Raw genomic sequence first — 22,723 nt, 5'->3', positions numbered from 1 at the left:
GCCGCAGGGGTCAGCTAGCGGCGCTTCACTCGGAAGCGGCCTCGCCGCCCTCCTCGCCCTCGATGACCGGGATCAGGGAGAGCTTGCCGCGCGGGTCGATCTCGGCGATCTCGACCTGGACCTTGGCGCCGACGCCGAGGACGTCCTCGACGTTCTCGACGCGCTTGCCACCGGCCAGCTTGCGGATCTGCGAGATGTGCAGCAGGCCGTCCTTGCCCGGCATCAGCGACACGAACGCGCCGAACGTCGTGGTCTTGACCACGGTGCCCAGGTAGCGCTCGCCGACCTCCGGCATGGTCGGGTTGGCGATCTGGTTGATCGTGGTGCGGGCGGCCTCGGCGGCCGGGCCGTCGGCGGCACCGATGTAGATGGTGCCGTCGTCCTCGATCGTGATCTCGGCGCCGGTGTCCTCCTGGATCTGGTTGATCATCTTGCCCTTGGGGCCGATGACCTCACCGATCTTGTCCACCGGGATCTTGATGGTGATGATGCGCGGCGCGTTCGGGGACATCTCGTCCGGGGAGTCGATGGCCTCGTTCATCACGTCGAGGATGTGCAGGCGGGCGTCCTTGGCCTGCTTCAGCGCGGCGGCGAGCACCGACGCCGGGATGCCGTTCAGCTTGGTGTCCAGCTGGAGGGCGGTGATGAAGTTGCGGGTACCGGCGACCTTGAAGTCCATGTCGCCGTACGCGTCCTCGGCGCCGAGGATGTCGGTCAGCGTGACGAAGTGGGTCTCGCCGTCGATCTCCTGGGAGATCAGGCCCATCGCGATGCCGGCGACGGCGGCCTTCAGCGGCACACCGGCGTTCAGCAGCGACATGGTCGAGGCGCAGACCGAGCCCATCGAGGTGGAGCCGTTGGAGCCGAGCGCCTCGGAGACCTGGCGGATGGCGTACGGGAACTCCTCGCGGGAGGGCAGCACGGGCAGGATGGCCCGCTCGGCCAGCGCGCCGTGGCCGATCTCGCGGCGCTTGGGCGAGCCCACGCGGCCGGTCTCGCCGACGGAGTACGGCGGGAAGTTGTAGTTGTGCATGTAGCGGCGACGCGTCTCCGGGGAGAGCGTGTCCAGCTGCTGCTCCATGCGCAGCATGTTCAGCGTGGTGACGCCCAGGATCTGGGTCTCGCCGCGCTCGAACAGGGCCGAGCCGTGCACCCGCGGGATGGCCTCGACCTCGGCGGCCAGGGTGCGGATGTCGGTGACGCCGCGGCCGTCGATGCGGACCTTGTCCGTGATGACGCGCTCGCGGACGATCTTCTTGGTCAGCGCGTTGTAGGCGGCGCTGATCTCCTTCTCGCGGCCCTCGAACTCGGGGAGCAGCTTCTCGGCGGCCAGCGCCTTGACGCGGTCCAGCTCGTTGTTGCGCTCCTGCTTGCCCGGGATGGTGAGGGCCTGGGCGAGCTCGTCCTTGACGGCGGCGGTCAGCGCGGCGAGGACGTCGTCCTGGTAGTCCAGGAAGACCGGGAACTCGCCGGTCGGCTTGGCGGCCTGGGCGGCCAGCTGCGACTGCGCGGCGCAGAGGACCTTGATGAACGGCTTGGCGGCGTCGAGGCCGGAGGCGACGACCTCCTCGGTCGGCGCCTCGGCGCCGCCCTCGACCAGCTTGATGGTCTTGTCGGTGGCCTCGGCCTCGACCATCATGATCGCGACGTCGCCGTCCGGCAGGACGCGACCGGCGACGACCATGTCGAAGACGGCCGACTCCAGCTCGCTGTGGGTCGGGAAGGCGACCCACTGGCCGTTGATCAGCGCGACGCGCACGCCGCCGATCGGGCCGGAGAACGGCAGGCCGGCCAGCTGGGTGGAGGCGGAGGCGGCGTTGATCGCGACCACGTCGTACAGGTGGTCGGGGTTGAGCGCCATCACGGTGACGACGACCTGGACCTCGTTGCGCAGGCCCTTGACGAAGGACGGGCGCAGCGGGCGGTCGATCAGGCGGCAGGTGAGGATCGCGTCCTCGGAGGGCCGGCCCTCGCGACGGAAGAACGAGCCGGGGATGCGGCCCGCGGCGTACATCCGCTCCTCGACGTCCACGGTCAGCGGGAAGAAGTCGAAGTGCTCCTTCGGCTGCTTGGACGCGCTGGTGGCCGACAGCACCATGGTGTCGTCGTCCAGGTAGGCCACGGCGGAGCCGGCGGCCTGACGGGCCAGGCGGCCGGTCTCGAAGCGGATGGTACGGGTGCCGAAGGAACCGTTGTCGATCACGGCCTCGGCGTAGAACACGTTCTCTTCCACCTGGAAGATCTCCTCTTTCGTACGTCTCCGGGAGAGCGTCCCCGCGCACTGCCTGTCGGGTGGCCCTGGGTGCCCTCGTCAGGGAGGGCGGCAGTCGGGCCGGTCTTCGATCGAAGCCTCCGGAGTGCCCCGCTCGGTCTGCGGGGGTTCCGACGGCCACTACCGAGGACCGGCGCCTCACGGCTGCCGGGCCGGGACGGGCGTTCCGCGTCTGGACGCTCTCTCGGATGCGGGCGGCTTCCGTTTGAAGCCTTCGTCCCGCGGGGGGTTCGGGTCTGTCTGCCCGGGCGGCGCTCTGGTGCGCCATCACCCGGCATGCCCACAACCCTACGGTGCAATCCTCGGCCACCTGGGGAGGTGCGCGCGAGTTGTTATGTCAGGGCGCCGCGGCCCGACGGCCGCGGCATACGCGCGAGGGGCGGCTCCCCGGTGTGGGGAGCCGCCCCGAGCGGCGGTCTTAGCGGGCGCCACCGGCGGCACCGCGGCGGATGCCCAGGCGGTCGACGAGCGTACGGAAGCGCTCGATGTCCTTCTTGGCCAGGTACTGCAGCAGGCGGCGGCGCTGGCCGACCAGGATCAGCAGGCCACGACGCGAGTGGTGGTCGTGCTTGTGCGACTTGAGGTGCTCGGTCAGGTCCGAGATGCGACGGGAGAGCATGGCGACCTGGACCTCGGGGGAGCCGGTGTCGCCCTCCTTCTGGCCGAACTCGGCGATGATCTGCTTCTTGACGTCAGAGGCGAGAGCCACTGCAACTCCTTCGGGTGTACCGAGCGGTCCTGGTCGACAACACAGGACTCATCGAGAACTCGGTGTCGCGAGCGCGGCCGGCGCTCTGCAGCCCACGGAGGGGCGACGGACACACGGCTGCGCTCGAAGGCCAAGCGTACCAGTGCCGCCCACCCGGCCTTCCGGCGGCCCGGAGGGGTCGCGCGGGGCGCTCCTCCGGGGAGCGGGGCCAGGGGCCCGCCCCGGGGGCGGGCCTGGTCAGCCGCTGGCGCCGCGGACCAGCCGGTAGATGTCCAGGACGGCGAGCGCCAGCGGGACGAGCGAGATCAGGGTGAGGCTGTCGACCAGGTCCAGGATGCGCCCCCAGAACGGGGAGACGCCGAGCCGGGGCACCACCAGGGCGATCGCGACGAGCAGCGCGGCGCCGAAGGCGATGCAGGCGGCCAGCGAGACGGTGCGCAGGTCGAGCTGGGTGGTGGAGCCCGCCACCCGCAGGAAGAACTGCGGGGTGTGCAGGGACAGTCCGACGATCAGCAGGCACAGGCCGAGCAGGCCCGCCACGGTCAGGCTGAGGACCTGCGCGGTGTAGCGGAACAGCCGGGCGCGCAGCATGGTGGCCAGGCCCAGGGCGAGGGCGAGCAGCTCGGGGAAGGTCTCGTCGGTGAAGCCGAGGACGGCGCAGGCGCCGACCACGACCGCGGCGCAGCCGCCGACCAGGCCGACCAGCACCTCGTGGCCGCGGCGGGCCTGGTGGGCGATCCTCTCGTACTGGACGGCCTCGGCGCGCTCGGCCTCCTCGTCGTAGTCGCGGCTGCGGGTGCGGGTCTGGCCGGGGGCGCTGAAGCCGACCGGCAGCCGGGCGAAGCGGGCGGAGAGGCTGGGCAGGAAGCCGACGGCGGCGACGGCGGCGACACCGGTGACGGCGGCGATGTGGCCCGCCGGGGTCCCGGGCATCAGGACGGCGGCGAAGGTGGCGAGCGCGCCGGCGGCGGCGACCAGGGCGGCGGCGACGAACACCGCGTCCTTCTCCGGCAGCAGGCCGGTCAGCAGCACGGCGACCACCAGGACGGCCACGCAGCCGGCCAGGAACTGGAGCCGGCCGGGGCCGTCCCACGGATGGGCGACGGCGATGACGCCGCTGCCGCCGATCATGGCGTGCGGCAGCGCGCCGAGGCCGAGCGCGAGGGCGGCGTGGGCGTCCTGGTAGACCCGGGCGCGCACACCGGCCAGCGCGGTGAGCACGACCGCGGTGACGCAGGCCAGGACGCCGGGCAGGCCGTGCATGTCGTGGCGCAGGTCGGAGAACCAGAGCGCGAAGCCGAGCAGGGTGAGCAGCACCCCGGCGCCGATCAGGCCGAAGCCGCGCATCAGTTCGGCGGACCAGAACCGGCGGTCGGCCTCGACGGCGCTGGCGATGGCGTCGGCGACGTCGTCGTAGACCGCGGGCGGGAGCGACTCGGCGAAGGGGCGCAGTGCGAGCAGGTCGCCGTCGCGGACCTGCTGCGCGGCCAGCGGCAGGCCGCTGTCGAGGACGGTGCCGTCGCGGCGGACCAGGTGGAAGCCGGTCGGGGTGCCGTCGGGCTGGCTCTGGTTGGCCAGCCGCAGCACCTCGGGGTAGACGTCCGCGAGCGGGACGTCCTCGGGCAGGGCGACGTCGATGCGGCGGTCCGGGGCGACGACCGTCACCCGGCAGTAGCCGGTCGCGGCAGCAGCACTGCTCATGCTCCGGCCTCGCTTCGCCCGGCGGGCGCTCCGCACAGTGCGCGGCGTTCGATGAGGAGCCCGCTCCGCTCGCTCATGAGCCGCACCTCGTTCCTTCGACGCACGTGGCGCTCCCCCTTGTTGACGGTGCCGAGGCACGGCGGCGCTCGGTGTGGCTGTGGAACCGGCCCGACCGGGCCGCGAATTGGCGCGGCGTTACCCTACCCGCTCGGTTGGTGACCGGGGCCTGGCGGGCGGTGCGGGAGCGACCGTTAGGATCGGCGCCTGCGCAAAGGTACGGGGGCTGCGCTGTGTGGGGCGTCCTCAGCCGCCGGATTCCCGTACGGACCGTACGCAGTCGCGTGAGGGCTGATGCCGAAGTGATCGATCGACGCCACGGGGTGGATGACACATGGGTGTGATCACGGTCAAGCGACCGGCCAGGGCCTATCCGCCCACCGTGCCGGACGAGCCGGTGGAGCTGGTGAGCCCGCCCGAACTGCCTCGGCAGGGCGGCGAGGACTGGCTGATGAGCATCCTGCCGATGCTCGGCATGGGCGGTTCGGCGGTGTTCTTCTTCTCGCCCGGCGCGGCCGCCCCGATGAAGATCATGGGCGGTCTGATGATCGCCTCGACGGTCGGCATGGTGCTGGCCCAGATCGTGCGAGCCCGCAAGGGCGGCTCGACCGCGATGGCGGACGAGCGCCGCGACTACCTCAAGTACCTGCAGCAGACACGCCGCCAGGTGCGCCGCACGGCGGAGCGCCAGCGCGGCGCGCTGCTGTTCCTGAACCCGGCGCCGGACCAGCTGTGGTCGATCGTCGAGGACGGCCGACGGCTGTGGGAACGGCGCACCGGGGACGGCGACTTCGCGCAGATCCGGGTGGGCCTCGGACCGGTGCAGCTGTCCACGCCGCTGGTGGCGCCGCAGACCGCGCCGATGGACGAGCTGGAGCCGCTGTCGGCGGCCGCCATGCACTCCTTCCTGAAGGCGCACGGCACCCTGCACGACCTGCCGCTGGCGGTGTCGCTGCGGGCGTTCTACCACATCACGGTGTGCGGCGACCCGGACACGGTGTACGGCAACGTGCGGGCGATGATCGCCCAGTTGACCACCCTGCACTCGCCCGACGACCTGCTGGTGGCGGTCGCGGCGGCTCCCGGCGCGGCCGAGGAGTGGGAGTGGACCAAGTGGCTCCCGCACAACCAGCACCGCAAGGAGGCCGACGGCGCGGGTTCGCGCCGGCTGTTCGCCGCGGACCTGGGCGACCTGGAGTACCTGCTGCAGGACGAGCTGGCCGGGCGTCAGCGCTTCGTCCGGGACGCGTCGCCCTCGGCGGACCAGCCGCACCTGGTGGTCGTCATGGACGGCGCCGGGGTGCCGCACGACTCGCTGCTGGCGAGCCCGGAGGGCGTGCAGGGCGTGACCGTCATCGAGGTGGTCCCGGGCGAGGTCGACGAGCCCAGCGGGCACCTGATGGTGACGGTCAACGCCGAGGAGCTGGTGCTGCGCTCGGCCTCCGGCGCGACGTACACCGGCAAGCCGGACCTGCTCTCGGTGTGGCAGTCCGAGGCGCTGGCGCGGCAGTTGGCGCCGTACCGGGTGTCGGCCGGCGGGGACGACGAGCCGCTGCTGTCCAACCTGGACTTCACCGACATGATGAACTCCGGGGACCCCGGCTCCTTCGACGCGAACCGCAGCTGGCGCCAGCGCGCCCAGCACGAGCGGATGCGGGTGCCGATCGGCGTCGGCGCCAACGGCGAGCACGTCTACCTGGACATCAAGGAGGCCGCGCTGGAGGGCATGGGACCGCACGGCCTGTGCGTGGGCGCGACCGGCTCCGGCAAGTCGGAGCTGCTGCGCACCCTGGTGCTGGCGCTGGCGATGACGCACTCCTCGGAGATCCTGAACTTCGTCCTCGCCGACTTCAAGGGCGGTGCGACCTTCTCCGGCATGGCGGACATGCCGCACACCTCCGCGGTCATCACCAACCTGGAGGGCGAGCTCACCCTGGTCGACCGCATGCGCGACGCGATCGAGGGCGAGCTGCACCGCCGCCAGGAGCTGCTGCGCTCGGCCGGCAACTACGCCAACATCCACGAGTACGAGCGGGCCCGGGCGGCCGGCGCGGCGCTGGACCCGCTGCCCTCGCTGGTGCTGATCATCGACGAGTTCTCCGAGCTGCTCAGCGCCAAGCCCGACTTCATCGAGATGTTCATCCAGATCGGCCGGATCGGCCGGTCGCTGGGCGTGCACCTGCTGCTGGCCTCGCAGCGCCTGGAGGAGGGCAAGCTGCGCGGCCTGGACACCTACCTCTCGTACCGGATCGGTCTGCGCACCTTCTCCGCGGCGGAGTCGCGGGCGGCGATCGGCGTGCCGGACGCCTACCACCTGCCGCCGGTGCCGGGCGTGGGCTACCTCAAGTTCGGCGAGGACGTGATGGACCGGTTCAAGGCCGCCTACGTCTCGGGGCCGTACCGGGCGCCGGGCCAGCAGCGGTCGACCGGCGGGCGGCGGGTCGCCGCGCGCCCGGTGGAGTTCACCGCGGCCTTCGTGGAGCTGCCGGACCCGGTGGAGGAGGAGGCGCCGCCGGTACCGGAGCAGGACGACGCGCTGGTGGACACCGTGCTGGACGTGTTCGTCCAGCGGATGTCCGGCCAGGGCCCGGCCGCGCACCAGGTGTGGCTGCCGCCGCTGGAGGAGGCGCCGAGCATGGACCATCTGCTGCCGCCGCTGCAGGTCGCACCGGAGCGCGGGCTGACCGCCACCGGCTACCCGGTGGGCCGGCTGCGGGCGCCGATCGGCATCGTGGACAAGCCGCGCGAGCAGAAGACGGACATCCTGGAGGTCGACTACGCGGGGGCGGCCGGCCACGGCCTGGTCGTCGGCGGCCCGCGCTCGGGCAAGTCGACCGTGGTGCGCACCACGGTGGCCTCGTTCGCCCTCACCCACACCCCGCTCGAAGTGCAGTTCTACCTGCTGGACTTCGGCGCGGGCAGCTTCGGGTCGCTGTCCGGGCTGCCGCACGTCGGCGGGGTGGCCGGGCGCCTGGACGTGGACAAGGTGCGCCGGATGGTCTCCGAGGTGCACGGGGTGATGAACCGCCGCGAGGAGCTGTTCCGGGTCGCCGGGATCGACACCATCGGCACCTACCGGGCCCGTCGGGCGGCCGGGCAGCTGCCGGACGAGGCCTTCGGCGACGTGTTCCTGGTGATCGACGGCTGGAACACCTTCAAGCAGGAGTTCGAGGGCCTGGAGCCGGTGATCGGCGACATCGCCCAGCGCGGCCTCGGCTACGGCGTCCACCTGCTCATCACCGCGGCCCGGTACGCGGAGGTCCGCCCGGCGCTGAAGGACCTGCTGCAGAACCGCACCGAGCTGAAGCTCGGTGACGCGATGGAGTCCGAGGTGGACCGCCGGGCGGCGCAGAACGTCCCGCCGCTGGCCGGCCGCGGCATCACCCCGGAGCGGCTGCACTTCCTGTCCGGCCTGCCGCGCCTGGACGGCTCCTCCGGCGTGGACGACCTGCAGGAGGGCGTGTCCGGGCTGGTCACGGCGATCAGCGGGGCCTGGAGCGGGCCGCGCGCCCCGCAGGTGCGGATGCTGCCGGCCGTCCTGGACGGGAACTCGCTGCCGAAGGGCTTCGAGCACCCGGAGCGCGGTGTGGCCTTCGGCGTGGACGAGGCGGAGCTCGCGCCGGTCTTCGTCAACTTCGAGACCGACCCGCTGTTCGTCGTCTTCGGCGACACCGAGTCCGGGAAGTCGGCGGTGCTGCGGATGCTGATCAAGCAGATCACCGAGCGCTACACCCCGGACCAGGCGGGCATCGTGGTCGGCGACTACCGGCGCGCACTGCTGGGCGCGGTGCCGGCGGAGTACCTGGTCGAGTACGCGGCCGCGCAGCCGGCCATGTCGGCCGTGGTGGAGATGCTGCGCGGGGCCTGCTCCCGCCGTCTGCCGGGCCCGGACGTCACCGCGGACCAGCTGCGCAACCGCAGCTGGTACAGCGGCAAGGACATGTTCGTGATCGTCGACGACTACGAGCTGGTCGCGACGGGCTCGGGCAACCCGCTGGCGCCGCTGGCCGAGTTCCTCCCGTTCGCCCGCGACATCGGCCTGCGGGTGATCGTGGCCCGCAGCGCGGGCGGTGCCGGGCGCTCGCTGTACGAGCCGGTGATGCAGCGCATCCGCGAGCTGGGCGGCCAGGGCGTGATCCTCTCCGGGAACCGGGACGAGGGCGCGCTGCTGGGGACGGTCAAGCCGCAGGCGCTGCCGCCGGGCCGCGGGGTGTACGTGTCACGCCGCGCGACCAACGGGCAGATGGTCCAGACGGGCTGGCTGCCGGTGGCCTAGCCGGGCCGGCCGTCACGGACGGTGAGCGGAGGGGTCGGACTCGGGCGAGTCCGGCCCCTTCGTCGTCCCAGGTGCTGAAACGTTACCTAGATCTTTCCGGGCGGGTGCTGCGGTTCCCGTACCCGGTCGGGGTGTTGCGACACCCCTCGGGGGGCGCCTGGGCCTACCACCGTCCGACCGGATCCATGCCTTTGAATCCCGACCCGAGCGCTTTGTTCACCTTCGATTCATGTGCGATCCAGCCAAGGTAACAAGTCGGACAAACGGCGCAATGACCGAACGTGATCATCGGATCGCATGTTTATGCCTTTCGCCGCAACGGATTCCGAAGCAGTTCCGACGTTGACGCGATCAATACGCCCAAGGTTCCATTGCGGCCCGGGAGCGACTGGACCAGAGACCCAGCACACCAGCCAGCGGAGGCGATACCGCTCCCACCCCAGGACCGCACAGAGCCGATCGGAAGCCACATGACCGACACGCTTCGCCCGCCACAGACCGTAGCCGCCTCGGCGGCCGGGGCGGCCGCGCCCCAGCAGCTCAAGCGCTCGATCGGCGTCGTGGGCGGAACACTGCTCACGCTGTCCTGCGTCACCCCGGCGTCGACGCTGTTCGTGATCGTGCCGGAGCTGTTCTCCAGCATCGGCAGCGCCACCGCCCTGGCCATCGCCATCGGCACCGTGCTCTGCGTCGCCGTCGCGTTCTGCTACTCCGAGCTCGGCACCCTGATCCCCAGCGCCGGCGGCGAGTACGCGATGGTCGGCACCCTGGCCGGACGGCTGATGGGCTGGCTGGTCTTCGTGCTCTCGCTGATCGTGGTGATGATCGTCCCCTCGGTCATCGCGCTCGGCACCGCCGACTACCTGGCCCCCGTGCTGCACGTCGACAAGGCCATGACCGGCGCCGCCGTGATGCTGGCCGCCACCCTGGCCGGCCTGCTCGACCTGCGCGCCAACGCCTGGATCACCGGCATCTTCCTGGTCCTGGAGGTCATCGCGGCCGGCGTCGTCTCGGTGCTCGGCTTCGCCCACGCCAACAACCACGCCCCCAGCCTGCTGCACGGCGTGGTCACCGGGGACGGCGGCGCCACCACCACGGTGAGCATCGGCGCCATCGTCGGCGCGCTCGGCATCGCCCTGTTCATCACCCAGGGCTTCTCCACCGCCGTCTACCTCTCCGAGGAGCTGGAGAACCCCCGCCGCAACGTCTCCCGCACCGTGCTGTGGACGCTCGGCATCTCCTCCGCCGTCATCCTGATCCCGGTCGTCGCCATCACCATGGGCGCCCCCGACCTGCAGACCCTCACCTCCGGCGACATCTCCGGCATGGTCACCGCCTGGAGCAACTCCGCGGTCGGCACCTTCATCAGCCTCTGCGTCGCGCTGGCCATCATCAACGCCGGCATCGTCATGGTCATCCAGAACTCCCGGGTGCTGTTCGCCTCCGCCCGTGACAAGGCCTGGCCGGAGCCGGTCAACAAGGCCTTCGGCACCCTCGGCCGCTTCGGCTCCCCCTGGATCGCCACCCTGGCGGTCGGCCTGCCCGGCGCCGCGCTCTGCTTCGTCAAGGGCGAGCTGCTGAGCAACATCACCGGTGTCGCCGTCACCGGGATGTACCTGCTGGTCGCGATCGCCGCGCTGCTCTCTCGCCGCGCCCACCACAAGCACGCCCCCGCCTGGCGGATGCCGCTGTGGCCGGCCGTCCCGGTCGTCCTGATCGCCGTGCTGCTCTACGTGATGACCCAGCTGGACACCGAGCCCCTGCTGTGGACCGGCGGCATCACCGCCGCCGCCACCCTCTACTGGCTGTTCTACCTGCGCCCCCGGCAGGACACCCGCTGGGTGATCAGCCTCCCCGAGGACCAGCAGGACTGACCCCCACCCCCTCCCCCCACACAGCGGTGCCCCGGGCCTCCCCCAAGCCCGGGGCACCGCCGCGTTCGCACCGCTACTTCCCGGCCTTCCAGGCCGGGCTGAGGGCGATCGCCCGCAGCTGCTCCTCGGTGAGCAGCGGCTTGCCGCTCGGGCCCTGGGCGGCCGTGACCGCGATGCCGTTCGGGTGCAGGGCGTTCACGGTGAGCGGCATCTTGTCGGCGCCGTCCGGGCCGCCCCGGGTGAGCACCTTGTTCCCGTCGGGCAGGGTGAGCGCGTCCTTGTAGGCCTGCTCGTCCGCGGACTTCGCGCGGTTCTCCACCCGCAGCACCACCGAGCCGGTGGCCTGGCCCTGGGCCAGCTGGAACGTGGCCGCCAGCGGACTGCCGCTGCGACCGGTCACGGTCACCCCCGGCGGCAGCAGCCGGGTCAGGGTGGCCTCCCGCTCCTCCAGCGACAGGCCCGGGTCGAGCGCCGTGACGTCGATGCCGTCGAACCCGACCGACGCGACGACCCGGTCCCAGGACTTGTCGGTGACGATCGCCTTCAGCTGGTCGAGGGTGAGCGGCGGCTCGGGGCGGCTGTCCGGCGCACCCTTCTCCGCGGCCGCGTTCCACTCGCTCAGACTGATCTCCCGGCCGTCCGGACCGGTCAGCAGGGCGTGCCACTCCTTGGTGGTGGCCCGCTTGTCCGGGTACTCGTACCCCTGCAGGAGCTGGAGCCGGGAGCCGTCGGGCAGGGTCGTCCCGGTGCAGGAGTCGAGCTGGGCGAGCTTCAGGTCCGCCGGGCAGCTGTTCGGCTGTCCCTGGCCGGGGCGGTGCTTCTGGATGCCGATCTGGATCAGCGACTTGCCCCGGCCGTCGTCGAAGACCACGTCCGCGGCGGCGAAGGTGCCCTTCGTCTGCTCGTCGTCGGTGCCGCGTCCCTTGCCCTGGGTGGTCTCGCCCTCGGGCAGCAGGGCCCGGAGGGTCGCCAGCACCTCGTCGCCGGTGACCACGTTCGGGGCGGAGGGCTGCGCCGTCGTCGGCGTGGCCGTGGGGGTGCCACTGCCGGCGGTGAAGGTCCGGACGGGGGACGCGGCCACGGTGCCCGCGTCCTTCGCCGGGTGGCCGACCAGGTACACCGCGCCGGTGCCCACCAGGGCCAGCGCGGCCGCGCCACCGACCAGGGCGGCGGTCGAGCGGCGCCGCCAGCGGCGGCGGCCGCGCTGGTAGCCGCCCGCTACCAGGCCGCCCTGCTCGGTGCGGAAGCCCTCACCCGTACGAGTGATGGCATAGAGAAGATCGTCCTCGAACTTGTCCGGTTCGGACATGGCTGTTTCACCGTCTCCTTGGGTCACGGGTCACGGGTCACGGGTTGCGGGAAGTGCTGGTCGGGGCCGGGGCCGGTCTCAGCGGACGGCGAGCTCGGCCAACGAGTCGCCGAGCAGGGCGCGCAGCCGGGCCAGCGCACGCGTGGTGCGGGTCCGGACGGCGCCGGAGGACACCCGCATCACCTCGGCGGTCTCCTCGACGCTGCGGTCCTCCCAGTAGCGCAGCACCAGGACGGCGCGGTCCTTGGGCGGCATCCGCCCGAGCGCGTCCAGGAGGGTCAGCCGCAGGCTGCTGTCGGCGTCCTGCCCCGGCGAGTCCGGCAGGGCGTCGGTGGGGCGCTCGCCGCTGGAGCGGCGGCGCTGCTGGGCGAGGAAGGTGCGCACCATGACGGTGTGGGTGTACGCCGCCGGGTTGGCGATCCGCTCCCGGCCGCCGGTGAAGGCGCTGCGCCGCCAGAGCACGTACATCCGTCCGAGGGCCTCCTGGACGAGGTCCTCGGCGTAGTGGGTGTCACCGCTGGTGAGCAGGCAGGCCGAGCGGTACAGGTGGCTGGTGCGACCGGCGACGAGTTCCAGGAACTCCGCGTCCTTGGCCTCCCGGCCGGTCCTGATCCACCCCATGTCCGCTGCCCCCCGCGGTCCGTCCTCCCCGACACTTCATCGATGCGGTGGGAGGGCGGCGGTGTTACACGCGTGGCGGAGGAATTTCCGGGACGTCCGGATCAATCGGCGGACTTGCGCCGGTGGTCGCGCAGCACGACGCCGCCGCCGACCAGCAGGGCCACCAGCAGCGCGCCGACACCGAGGACGTACGTCGCGGTGCGGCCGTCGCGGTCGGCCTGGGTCTCGCCGAGGCCGACCGGCCGCGGCACGATCGGCACGGAGGCGAGCTGCACCGGGGCGTCCGGGGTGGCGGCCATCGGCGCGACGTCGGGGGCCTTGGTGACGGCCTTGACCGGGTCCACCACGCCCCAGCCGACGAAGACGTCCGGGTCGCGCTGGGTGCGCTGGGCGGTCTGCTCGATCCAGGCCCGCACCTGGGCCGGCTTCCAGTCCGGGTGGGCGCCGACCAGCAGCGCGGCCAGCCCGGAGACGTAGGGGGCGGCGAAGCTGGTGCCGTTGTCCACGCACTGGCCGTTGCCGGGCACGGTGGACAGCATGTCGACGCCCGGCGCGGCCACCTTCACGAAGGAGCCGTACTGGGAGAACGGTGCGCGCTCGTTGTTGCGGTCGGAGGCGCCGACGGACAGCACGGTCGGGAAGGCACCCGGATAGGTGTCCCCCTCCTTGCCGTCGTTGCCGGAGGAGGCGACCACCACGACCTTGCTCAACTCGGCGAACTCGACCGCGGCCTTCAGCTCCTGGTAGCCGCCGAAGCGCGCGTCACCCGCGCCGCGCACGTCCTGGGAGATGTTGATGACCTTGGCGCCCTTGGCGACGGCCTCCCTGATCGCCTGGACCAGGGTGGCGACGTCGCCGTTGCCGTCGCTGTCGTTCTGCCGGATCGAGAGGATCTGGGCGTCGGGGGCCAGCCCGACGAAGCCGGTCTTGTCGCTCCTGCGGGCGGCGATGATGCCGGCCACCTTGGTGCCGTGACCGACCGGGTCCTCGTACGAGTGGCCGGGGATCGGCTCCTTCGTGTCCCGGTTGACCAGCAGGTTGGAGCCCTCCTGGACCTTGTCGACCAGCGTCGGGGGGTTCTTGTCGACGTTCGGGTCGGTGGCCACGACCTGGCCCGCCAACTGCTGGTTGACCCGGTCGACCCCGGTGTCGATGACCGCGACCTTCACGCCCTTGCCCGTGGTCCGCCCGCCCTGCCACAGCTCGTCCAGCAGCATCCGCTGGAGCGACCACGGCACGGTCTGCACGTCGGGCGCGTTCTTCGGGCAGTCACCCGCTGCGGCCAGGCCGGTCCCGCCGTCGGCGTACGCCGGAGCGGCGAGCGGGCCGCCCAGCACCGCGAGCGCGGCCAGTGCCGCGGCCGCCTTCCGGTACCCGCGTCCGGCCACCCTGCCACCCCTCATGTCGTCCACCCCTGCCGCGCGCCGAGGGGCGGGTGCCCGGAACCCCGGGTACCCGCCCCTGTCGTTCCCGATGGGAACCCGTGATCAGTTGTTCCAGAGGCTGGCGTTCTTGTCCTCGGTGGTGCGGTAGCTCTGCGCCGCGCTCTCCAGCGAGCTCGCGATCTGGTTGCAGGTCGTGTGCAGGTCGGTGGCGGCCGAGTCCCACTTGTCCTGCTGGATCTTGTAGCCCTCCTGGGCCTTGCCCTGCCAGCTCTGGGCGATACGGGTGACGTCCTTCTTCAGGTCGCTCAGCATCTGCTCGATGCGGCCGGCCGAGGCCTTGACCTCTTCGGCGGCGTTGTGAACGGTCTGGAAGTTGACGAGAATGTGGTCGGACACGTTGTCTCCCTTGACGAGGGTGCGGAGCGTCCCGCGGTCAGTGGCGGACACCCCGCCGAGCGGCGGTTCGGAACAGACCGGTGATCAGCGCGGGTGCGCCGATCAGCCCTGGGTGTTGGAGAACATCGCCTTCTGCTCTTCCTCGGTGGTCGCGTACTGCTTGGTGGTCGCCTCGATCGCATGCTTGATCGCGGTCAGCGACTCCTTGAGCTTCGCGATGTCCTCGTTGACCTTGTTCTGCAGGTTCGTGTAGGCCGTCGCCGCCTGGCCCTGCCAGCCGACGGTGATGCCCGAAACCGTGCTGATCAGCTTGGCGCGCTCGCCCTCGATCTGGCCGATGGCCTGCTCGATCTGATTGGCGAAAGCCAGCATTTCCTGAGCAGTCATCGTGAACTGACCCTGAGCCATGCTCCACCGTCCCCCATGAGACAACAATTGCGTGTACGGAGGGCCCCGGAGGACCCGACCGCTGCATCACAGGCGTGATGCCCAGCAGCACTGTAGTCGGCACACGCAGCTCGCCCAACACTGAGCACGGAGTAGTTACCAGACCATGACACTGCGGCCAATTCCGTTGCCGCGCTTGGCCGGTCAGGCGTTCTGCGGCTGCGCGGCGCTCTTCGCGGTGAGCGGCGGGCCGGCCGGCACCAGGTCCGACCACTCGTGCGGCACCGGCAGCGGCTGGAGGCCCTGGTAGCCCAACCGCGCCTGGTTGCCGCCGGTTTCATCCTGCGGCGGGCCCGACTGCTGGCCCTGCTGCTGGTCCGGCGCCCCCGGGTTCGGGGTGCTCGACGGCGGGGTCGTCGGCTTCGCCGCGCCGCTCTGACCGGGCTGCGCGCCCGGCGTCGGAGTCGCACCGCGGCCGCCGTCGCCGTTCGCCGGAACGGCGTAACGCAGCCCGGTCTCGGTGATCAGGAAGTCGGTGCCCGAGCCGGCGGTGGTGTTGTTCAGCGCGCGGTAGAACAGGCCGTGACCCGGGGTCACGTACGCCGCGCCGGCGCCGTTGTTGTACGGCGCCGGGTACGAAGTCCCGGCCCAGACGCTGCGCTTGGGCGTCTTCCCGTCCTCGGCGACACCGTCGAAGGTGCTGCACACCACCAGCCGGGCGTCCTGGCGGTCCTGCCAGTTGTTCACCGGCGCACCGGACTTCAGCGGCCAGTCGGCCGCGGTGCCCGGCAGCGGCGTCTCGCTGCCCGCCACGGACTGGTCGGCCGGGGTCATCTCGTCGCTGCGCGGCTTCTTGTCCTGGTCGTACTTGTAGAGCATCTGGAACGCCGGGTTCTGCCGGATCAAGTCCGCCTGGAACTGGGTGACCAGGAAGAGCCGGTCCTTGCCGACCACGTAGTTGCGGTCCTGGTAGTGCACCAGCCGGCCGATCCGGCGGTCGGCGGCGTTCCCCAGCTGCACGGTGGAGTTGGCGTTCTGGCTGTCCGCCGCCCCCTCGACCTGCGGGAAGGTGATCGGAGTGCCGGTGACCAGGGTCTCCAGCCAGTCCCGCTTCACCCGCTGCGGCACCGCGTTGGGCCCGAAGACCGCGGTGATCAGCGACTTGCGCTCCTTGTCGTCCGACTGCGGGGAGCCGATCTCGTGCTTGCGGCCCTGCGCGTCGACCAGGAAGACCTTCGGGCCCGTGGCGGCCTGCTGACCCGGCGCCGGCGCGGCGGAGACCTGCTGCTCGTCGGCCTGCTGCACCAGCATCAGCTGGTCCTGGCCGAGCTTCCGGTCCTTGGCCGCGAGCGCCGCCGCGTCCGCGCCCGCCGCCACGAACACCGCCTGGTTGACGGTCTCCTGCTTCTCGTCCGAGCCCGGGCGGTCGCACACCGTCCACTTCATCGACTGGCTCGCGTTGTCCTTGCTCGGCAACTTGTCCGGCGCGTACGGGATGCCGATGGTCGGACCGTGGTTCGGGTAGCGGTCGAGCACCCCGTCGTCGACCACCACGACCTTGGCCTCGGCGGGCAGGACCAGCCGCGCCGAGGACATGTTGAGCACCTGGTGCAGCCGCTTGGTCTTGCCGTCCGGGTCGGTCAGCACCACGTACCGGGTGGTCGACTGCTTGCCCTGGATGATGTTCTTGCCGTCGTCCCACTTCAGCGGGGCACTGGGCCTGAACACCCCCCAGACCCCGAACCCGGCCACGGCCACCGCGCCGACCAGGATGCTCGGGAGCACCGCCTTCACCGGACGCGGCGCGTCCTCGTCGCTCCCGCCGCCGGAGGGCAGCAGGAAGGCCCCCACCGTCCGCTTGCGCGCGAAGGTGTAGGCGTTGAGCTCGTCCCGGCGCGATGCCATCCTCGTCGTCCCCCTAGTCAGACGTTGTCGGACGTGTCAGACCGACCTGCCCCGTGGTCCACCCGCCGGGCGCGAACCGGCGCGAACCCTCTACGATGCGGCAGCAGACGGTGAGTACGGTACGGGTACGGTCCGCGAACCAGCCAGCCGGGCCGCGACAACGGATCAGAGAGGGCCACCGGGGGATGCCAAGCCAGACCGCTCCAGGACGCCGCCGCAGCGTGGGCGGCGGGAGGTCGCGCCGGTCCGGCCGGGCGCAGCAAGGCGGCCCGGCCGCCGAGCCGGGGCCCGTCCGACCGCAGCCGGACGCGGGTGGCGGCGGCGCCGTCCAGGTCCGCGTCAACCCCCGACCCGGGCTGCTCGGCGGGCGGCTGAAACTCCAACAGCTCGTCCTGGTCGAGGTCGCGGTGGCCCTGGTCGCGATCGGCTGGACCATCAGCCGCCCGGTCGCGGCCGGCTTCGGCGCGGTCGCGCTGGTGCTGCTCGTCCTCGCCGCCCTCCCGGTGCGCGGCCGGACCGTCCCCGAGCTGTTGCGGGTCCGATCCGCCCTCAAGTCCCGCCGCAAGCAGGCCCGTACGCTGCTGCCGCCGGCCGGCACCGACCCGGCCCTGGCGCCGGCGCTGGAGCTCGAACCGGGACTGCGCACCTGCACCCACGCCACCGAGGCCGAGTTCGGCGGCCGCCCGGTGCGCCGCGAGACCGGCATGGTCGGCGACGGCACCTTCCTCAGCTCGGTGCTGCTCGTCCAGGCGAAGGACCAGCCGCTGCGCCCGGTGCGCACCGCCCTGCCGCTGCCGCTGGACGTGATCTGCTCGGCGCTCACGGTGGACGACATCACCCTGGAGTCGGTGCAGCTGGTCCAGCACACCCAGCCCGCCCCGGCCCCGCACCTGCCCGAGCAGTCGCTGGCGGCCCGCGCCTACCGCGAGCTGCCGGACGGCACCTCCACCCCCGGGCTGCGACTGACCTGGGTCGCCCTCAAGCTCGACCCGGAGCGCGCGGCGACCGCCGTCCGCGCCCGCGGCGGCGGCGAGGAGGGCGCCCGCAAGGCGCTGCAGCGGGTGACCGACCAGCTGGCCGGACGGCTCAACAGCGCCGGGTTCAACGCGACCGTGCTGGACGAGCGCGCGCTGATCGCCGCCCTGTCCATCTCCGCCTGCGCCAACCCGATCGCGACGGCCGGCCGCCAGGGCACCGGCAGCGGCGGCGGCACCACCCGCCGCACCCAGGAGGGCAACCGGTTCTGGCGGATCGACGACCGCTGGCACACCACCTACTGGGTCTCCCGCTGGCCGCAGCTGAGCCGCCCCGGCGGCTCGCCCGGCCGGATCGCCGCGCCGGACCTGGTCAACCTGATCACCGGCACCCCGGCCCTGGCCAGCACCTTCAGCCTGACCGCCGGACACGGCACCGGCGGCTCGGTGACCGTCAGCGGACACCTGCGGGTGACCGGGCGCAGCGAGAGCGAGGTCGGCCAGGCCGGCCGCCAGGTGGAGACCCGGGCGCAGAGCGCGGGCCTCGGCCTCGTCCGCCTCGACCTGGAGCAGGCCCCCGGCATGCTCGCCACCCTGCCGCTGGGAGGAGCGTCCTGATGGCGTACCAGACCTATCCCGCCCTCGGCCCGCAGCCCGGCGCCGAGCAGCGCCGGACCCGGCCGCGGATCCTGCCCGGCTTCGGGCTGCGCGGCCCGCGCCGGGAGAAGCATGTGCTCGAACCCGCCGACCTCGCCGCGCTGGCCTTCCCGGTCGGCGACGACGGCGTGGTCATCGGCGTCGACCCGCAGGGGCTGCCCGCGGTGCTCGGCCTCTTCCGCCCCAGCGCGTACGACCTGGTGCTGGTCGGCGGCATGTGGACGGCGCAGGTCATCGCCCTGCGCGCGGCCGCGATCGGCGCCCGGGTCGTGGTGGAGACCGCCCGCGGGCAGTTGTGGGGACCGCTGGCGCAGGCCGCCGGCGGCGGACAGCCGTGCGTGACGGTCCACCAGGTCGGCCGGCTCGGGCCGCAGGGCGCCTCGGTGGCCTCACCCGTGCTGGTGGTGCGTGACCTCGGCGCCCGTCCGCCGCGCAGCCGGCTCTCCGCCGCGCCCTGGCAGACCACCCTGACGCTGCTGCCGTACCTGGGGCCGAACGCCTCCCGGGTGCTCAACGCCGCCGACCTGGTCGGTGTGCAGCGGATCTCCCCTCAGGAGGCGGAACTGACCGGCCGGGTGCTGTCGCTCCCGCCGGAGGACGTGGCCACGCTGCCCACCCTCGGCGACGACCTCACCCTGTGGGCGACCCGGATGCGTCGCCAGTACGTACGGGCCGTGGCGGGGCAGGCGGAACAGCAGGTGCTCGGCGGCCCGCGCCGGATGGACTGAGCGGCGGCTCGCCGCACCCGGCGGGCCGCCGCGGAACCGAAGCCGCCTTCAGCAGGGGTTGCCGTACGGCCTAGTCTTTGATGCGGCAACGGCACCGCTGAACAAGCGGCGGCGAACACGAGGGAGCCAGAGTGAGCAGCGATCGGGACGGCGTCTACGTCGGCGACAACGCGGCAGAGGACGACGACGACTGGTCGGACGCGCCTGACTACACTCCCCCGTCCTGGTACGTGCAGACGGACGCCCCGGCGGCTCCGGTGAGCCCGTCCGCCGGGCCGGCCGACGCGCCCGCGCCCGCGCCCGCCGCGGAGGCGGCGCACCCGGCTGCCCCGGTGGCGGCGCAGGCTCCGGTGCAGGCCCAGGCGCAGGCTCCGGTACAGGCGCAGGCTCCGGTCCCGCACCAGGCACCGGCTCCGACGGCCGCACCGGCCCCGGCCCCGGTCCCGACTCCGGTGGCCGAGGTCGCGCCGACCGCCGTCCCGGCCACTGCCCCGGCACCCGTCCCGGCCACGGCGCCGGCCCCCGCACCCGTCGCGCCGGTGCCCCCGGTGCCGCCCGTGCAGGCCGAGGCCCAGCACGTCCCGTTCCCGGCGGCCACCCCGTCGGCCTCCGCCGCCCCGCAGCAGCCGCAGGCCGCCGCCCCGGCCTGGCCGACCGCGGAGGTCCCGGCACAGCAGCCGGCGCCCCAGCCGTACCCGGCGGCCCCGGCACCCGCCGCGACCGCGCAGCCGGGACAGCCCGTCCCGCCGCAGTCCTACGCGCAGCCGCCCGCCCAGCCGCTCCCGCCGCAGAGTCCGCAGGGCTTGCAGGGCCCGCAGCACCCCCAGGACCAGCCGGCCGCCTGGGACCCGCAGGCCGCGTGGGCGGCCCAGCAGGCGGCGGCCCAGGCCCAGCAGGCCCCCGCCGCCCAGCAGCAGCCCGCTCCGGCCCCGCAGGCCGGCCCGGTGGACCCGCGCCAGGGCGGCTGGCCGCAGCCCGCCGCGTACCAGCAGCCCGGCCAGCCCCTGCCGGGCCAGCCGCTCCCCGGCCAGCCGCTCCCGGGCCAGCCCGTCCAGCCCGTCCAGCCGCAGCAGGCGCAGCAGCCGGGCCCCGCGCAGCCGTGGCAGCAGCAGCCGCAACCGCAGGCGCAGCAGCCCGCCGCCTTCCAGCAGGCCGCCGCCCCGCAGCAGACCGCGAACGGCGCGCCGCTCGGCTACACGGCCGCCGTCGAGCTGTCCTCGGACCGGCTGCTGCGCAGCCAGCCCAAGCAGCAGCGCCAGCAGCCGCGGTTCCAGTTCGGCGGCAAGGCCGCGGCGGCCGAGAAGGCCCGCAGGCTGGAGATCATCCGCACGCCGGTGCTGAGCTGCTACCGGATCGCCGTGATCAGCCTCAAGGGCGGGGTCGGCAAGACGACGACCACCACCGCGCTCGGCGCGACCCTGGCCAGCGAGCGCCAGGACAAGGTGATCGCGATCGACGCCAACCCGGACGCGGGCACCCTGGGCCGCCGGGTCAAGCGCCAGACCGGCGCGACCATCCGCGACCTGGTCACGGCCATCCCGCACCTGCGCAGCTACATGGACATCCGTCAGTTCACCTCGCAGGACCTGAACTCGGGCCTGGAGATCCTGGCGAACGATGTCGACCCGGCGGTCTCCACCACCTTCAACGACTCGGACTACCGCCAGGTCATCGACGTGCTGGGCCGCCAGTACCCGATCATCCTGACCGACTCCGGCACCGGCCTGCTCTACAGCGCGATGCGCGGGGTGCTGGACCTGGCCGACCAGCTGATCATCGTCTCCACCCCCAGCGTGGACGGCGCCTCCAGCGCCTCGACCACCCTGGACTGGCTGTCCGCGCACGGCTACGCGGACCTGGTCCAGCGCAGCATCACGGTGGTCTCCGGGGTGCGCGAGACCAGCAAGATGATCAAGGTCGAGGACATCGTCGCGCACTTCCAGACCCGCTGCCGAGGCGTGGTCGTGGTGCCGTTCGACGAGAGCCTGGCGGCCGGCGCCGAGGTCAACCTCGACATGATGCGGCCCAAGGTCCGCGAGGCGTACTTCGAACTGGCCACCCTGGTCGGCGAGGACATCGCCCGGGCCCAGCAGGCCGCCGCCCAGCAGTCCGCCTGGCAGCAGCCGCAGGCCCCGCAGCCGCAGCCCTACCAGGGCCAGGCCGCGCAGGCCCCGCAGCCCGCCCCCGGCGCGCCCTGGGCGGCGCAGCCGGGGACGCCGCAGCCGGGTTACGACTCCTACCCGCCCGCCCAGGGCCAGCCTCCGGCACCCGGCTACGGCTACCCGCCCGGCCAGGGGCAGCCCCCCGCGCCCGGCTACGGCTACCCGCCGGGCCAGGGCCGGCCCCCCGTACCGCCGGCCGCACCGGAGGGCTACCAGCCGCCGCCCGGCTACGGCTACCCGCCGCAGGCACCGCGGCAGTGACGGAACGGGAAGGGCCCGCCGACACCAGGTCGGCGGGCCCTTCCGGCGTCCCCCGGGGCTCGGACCCCCGTCGACGCCGCTCGCGGCGCTCAGGCGCCGTCGGTCAGCTCGCGGGCGCGCTTGACGTCGTCGGCCATCCGGTCCAGCAGCGCCTCGATGGAGTCGAACTTCTCCATCCCGCGCAGGTAGGCCAGGAAGTCCACCGCGACGTGCAGCCCGTACAGGTCCAGGCCGACCCGGTCGATGGCGTACGCCTCGACGGTGCGGGCGGTGCCGTCGAAGGTCGGGTTGGTGCCGACCGAGATCGCGGCCGGCATCCTCTCGCCGTCGGCGGTCAGCCAGCCCGCGTACACGCCGTCCGCCGGGACCGCGCTGTGCGGGACGGTCTCGACGTTGGCGGTCGGGAAGCCCAGCTCGCGGCCGCGCTGCGCGCCGCGCACCACCTCGCCCTCGACCCGGTGCGGGCGGCCCAGTACCTCGTTGGCGCCCGCCATGTCCCCGGCCTCGACCAGCCGGCGGGTCAGGCTGGAGGAGAACGGCTCGCCGTCCCCGGCCGTGCCGCACACCTGCAGGTCGACCACCTCGACCTCGAAGTCGTCCGCCCGGCCCAGCTCCGTGAGCAACGCCACGTCCCCCGCGGCCCGGTGCCCGAAGCGGAAGTTGGGTCCCTCGATGACGACCCGCGCGTGCAGCGCGTCCACCAGGACCTGCCGGACGAAGGTCTCCGGGGACTCCTTCGAGAACTCGGTGGTGAACGGCAGCACCAGCACCGCGTCCACGCCGAGCTCCGCGATCAGCTCGGCCCGGCGCGGGTGCGGCGCGAGCAGCGGCGGGTGGCTGCCCGGGCGGATCACCTCGCGCGGGTGCGGGTCGAAGGTCACCACGACCGAGGGGAGGCCGAGTTCGCGGGCACGCTCGACCGCCTGCCCGATGATCAGCTGATGCCCGCGGTGCACCCCGTCGAACGAGCCGATGGTGACGACGCTGCGTCCCCAGTCACCGGGGATCTCCTCCAGGCCACGCCAGCGCTGCACCCGAACCGCTCCTTG

At 72.8% G+C, this 22,723-nt stretch carries 15 protein-coding genes; 5 read left to right on the top strand and 10 right to left on the bottom strand.

Features of this window, described 5'->3' with window-relative positions; translation table 11 throughout:
• Positions 1–25: 25 nt before the first annotated feature.
• The 3 genes from ACZ7KX_RS37885 to eccD all read right to left on the bottom strand — a co-directional run bounded on the left by ACZ7KX_RS37885 (position 26) and on the right by eccD (position 4,682).
• Positions 26–2,233 (bottom strand): polyribonucleotide nucleotidyltransferase, encoded by a 2,208-nt coding sequence (locus ACZ7KX_RS37885; RefSeq protein ID WP_470330485.1) that lies wholly within the window; start codon positions 2,231–2,233, stop codon positions 26–28.
• A 457-nt stretch (positions 2,234–2,690) separates the two neighbouring features.
• On the bottom strand, positions 2,691–2,981 hold the full coding sequence (gene rpsO / locus ACZ7KX_RS37880; protein ID WP_209416808.1) for a 30S ribosomal protein S15: 291 nt from the start codon (positions 2,979–2,981) through the stop codon (positions 2,691–2,693).
• A 237-nt stretch (positions 2,982–3,218) separates the two neighbouring features.
• Complete coding sequence (eccD, locus tag ACZ7KX_RS37875; protein WP_470330484.1) at positions 3,219–4,682, bottom strand: type VII secretion integral membrane protein EccD; 1,464 nt, start codon at positions 4,680–4,682, stop codon at positions 3,219–3,221.
• 391 nt (positions 4,683–5,073) lie between these two features.
• Between eccD and eccCa the strand changes: the two genes are divergently transcribed.
• Both eccCa and ACZ7KX_RS37865 read left to right on the top strand, forming a co-directional pair.
• Entirely contained in the window at positions 5,074–9,015 is a 3,942-nt protein-coding gene (gene eccCa / locus ACZ7KX_RS37870) for a type VII secretion protein EccCa (protein WP_470330483.1), read from the top strand.
• Positions 9,016–9,485: 470 nt separating this feature from the next.
• Positions 9,486–10,889, top strand: coding sequence for an APC family permease (locus ACZ7KX_RS37865; protein WP_470330482.1), 1,404 nt, complete (start codon positions 9,486–9,488; stop codon positions 10,887–10,889).
• Between the two features lie 73 nt (positions 10,890–10,962).
• On the opposite strand, the gene ACZ7KX_RS37860 is transcribed toward ACZ7KX_RS37865, so the two are convergent.
• The 6 genes from ACZ7KX_RS37860 to eccB all read right to left on the bottom strand — a co-directional run bounded on the left by ACZ7KX_RS37860 (position 10,963) and on the right by eccB (position 16,892).
• On the bottom strand, positions 10,963–12,198 hold the full coding sequence (locus ACZ7KX_RS37860; RefSeq protein WP_470330481.1) for a hypothetical protein: 1,236 nt from the start codon (positions 12,196–12,198) through the stop codon (positions 10,963–10,965).
• 78 nt (positions 12,199–12,276) lie between these two features.
• Positions 12,277–12,819: a SigE family RNA polymerase sigma factor gene (locus ACZ7KX_RS37855; RefSeq protein ID WP_402807254.1), complete on the bottom strand. Its 543-nt coding sequence runs from the start codon at positions 12,817–12,819 to the stop codon at positions 12,277–12,279.
• A gap of 101 nt (positions 12,820–12,920) precedes the next feature.
• A complete protein-coding gene (locus tag ACZ7KX_RS37850; RefSeq protein ID WP_470330480.1) occupies positions 12,921–14,222 on the bottom strand; it encodes a S8 family serine peptidase in 1,302 nt (433 codons plus the stop codon).
• Between the two features lie 84 nt (positions 14,223–14,306).
• Complete coding sequence (locus tag ACZ7KX_RS37845; protein WP_470330479.1) at positions 14,307–14,600, bottom strand: WXG100 family type VII secretion target; 294 nt, start codon at positions 14,598–14,600, stop codon at positions 14,307–14,309.
• A gap of 102 nt (positions 14,601–14,702) precedes the next feature.
• Positions 14,703–15,008, bottom strand: coding sequence for a WXG100 family type VII secretion target (locus ACZ7KX_RS37840; protein ID WP_470330478.1), 306 nt, complete (start codon positions 15,006–15,008; stop codon positions 14,703–14,705).
• A 183-nt stretch (positions 15,009–15,191) separates the two neighbouring features.
• Positions 15,192–16,892, bottom strand: a complete 1,701-nt coding sequence (gene eccB / locus ACZ7KX_RS37835) for a type VII secretion protein EccB (RefSeq protein WP_470330477.1) — start codon at positions 16,890–16,892, stop codon at positions 15,192–15,194.
• A gap of 221 nt (positions 16,893–17,113) precedes the next feature.
• On the opposite strand from eccB, the gene eccE reads away from it, so the two are divergent.
• The 3 genes from eccE to ACZ7KX_RS37820 all read left to right on the top strand — a co-directional run bounded on the left by eccE (position 17,114) and on the right by ACZ7KX_RS37820 (position 21,674).
• Positions 17,114–18,484 carry a type VII secretion protein EccE gene (gene eccE, locus ACZ7KX_RS37830; protein ID WP_470330476.1) on the top strand — a complete coding sequence of 457 codons (1,371 nt, stop codon included), beginning with the start codon at positions 17,114–17,116 and terminating at the stop codon, positions 18,482–18,484.
• Positions 18,484–19,251: a hypothetical protein gene (locus ACZ7KX_RS37825; protein WP_350525455.1), complete on the top strand. Its 768-nt coding sequence runs from the start codon at positions 18,484–18,486 to the stop codon at positions 19,249–19,251. The genes eccE and ACZ7KX_RS37825 overlap by 1 nt, the downstream gene beginning before the upstream one ends.
• A gap of 131 nt (positions 19,252–19,382) precedes the next feature.
• A complete protein-coding gene (locus tag ACZ7KX_RS37820) occupies positions 19,383–21,674 on the top strand; it encodes a MinD/ParA family ATP-binding protein (RefSeq protein WP_470330475.1) in 2,292 nt (763 codons plus the stop codon).
• An 89-nt stretch (positions 21,675–21,763) separates the two neighbouring features.
• On the opposite strand, the gene ACZ7KX_RS37815 is transcribed toward ACZ7KX_RS37820, so the two are convergent.
• The gene (locus ACZ7KX_RS37815) at positions 21,764–22,708 is read right to left on the bottom strand and encodes a bifunctional riboflavin kinase/FAD synthetase (protein ID WP_350525457.1); all 945 of its coding nucleotides are present in this window, start codon (positions 22,706–22,708) and stop codon (positions 21,764–21,766) included.
• Positions 22,709–22,723: the final 15 nt, after the last annotated feature.

It is taken from the genome of Kitasatospora sp. NPDC038210 (assembly GCF_055600605.1).
This window is presented reverse-complemented; position numbering and strand designations above follow the sequence as displayed.

Excerpts from the sequence above, each read along its gene's own strand:
- ACZ7KX_RS37825 (WP_350525455.1), top strand. The coding sequence starts at position 18,484 with ATGGCGTACCAGACCTATCCCGCCCTCGGCCCGCAGCCCGGCGCCGAG.
- eccCa (WP_470330483.1), top strand. The coding sequence starts at position 5,074 with ATGGGTGTGATCACGGTCAAGCGACCGGCCAGGGCCTATCCGCCCACC.
- ACZ7KX_RS37865 (WP_470330482.1), top strand. The coding sequence starts at position 9,486 with ATGACCGACACGCTTCGCCCGCCACAGACCGTAGCCGCCTCGGCGGCC.
- ACZ7KX_RS37850 (WP_470330480.1), bottom strand. The coding sequence starts at position 14,222 with ATGAGGGGTGGCAGGGTGGCCGGACGCGGGTACCGGAAGGCGGCCGCG.
- ACZ7KX_RS37840 (WP_470330478.1), bottom strand. The coding sequence starts at position 15,008 with ATGGCTCAGGGTCAGTTCACGATGACTGCTCAGGAAATGCTGGCTTTC.
- ACZ7KX_RS37855 (WP_402807254.1), bottom strand. The coding sequence starts at position 12,819 with ATGGGGTGGATCAGGACCGGCCGGGAGGCCAAGGACGCGGAGTTCCTG.
- ACZ7KX_RS37860 (WP_470330481.1), bottom strand. The coding sequence starts at position 12,198 with ATGTCCGAACCGGACAAGTTCGAGGACGATCTTCTCTATGCCATCACT.
- eccB (WP_470330477.1), bottom strand. The coding sequence starts at position 16,892 with ATGGCATCGCGCCGGGACGAGCTCAACGCCTACACCTTCGCGCGCAAG.
- eccD (WP_470330484.1), bottom strand. The coding sequence starts at position 4,682 with ATGAGCAGTGCTGCTGCCGCGACCGGCTACTGCCGGGTGACGGTCGTC.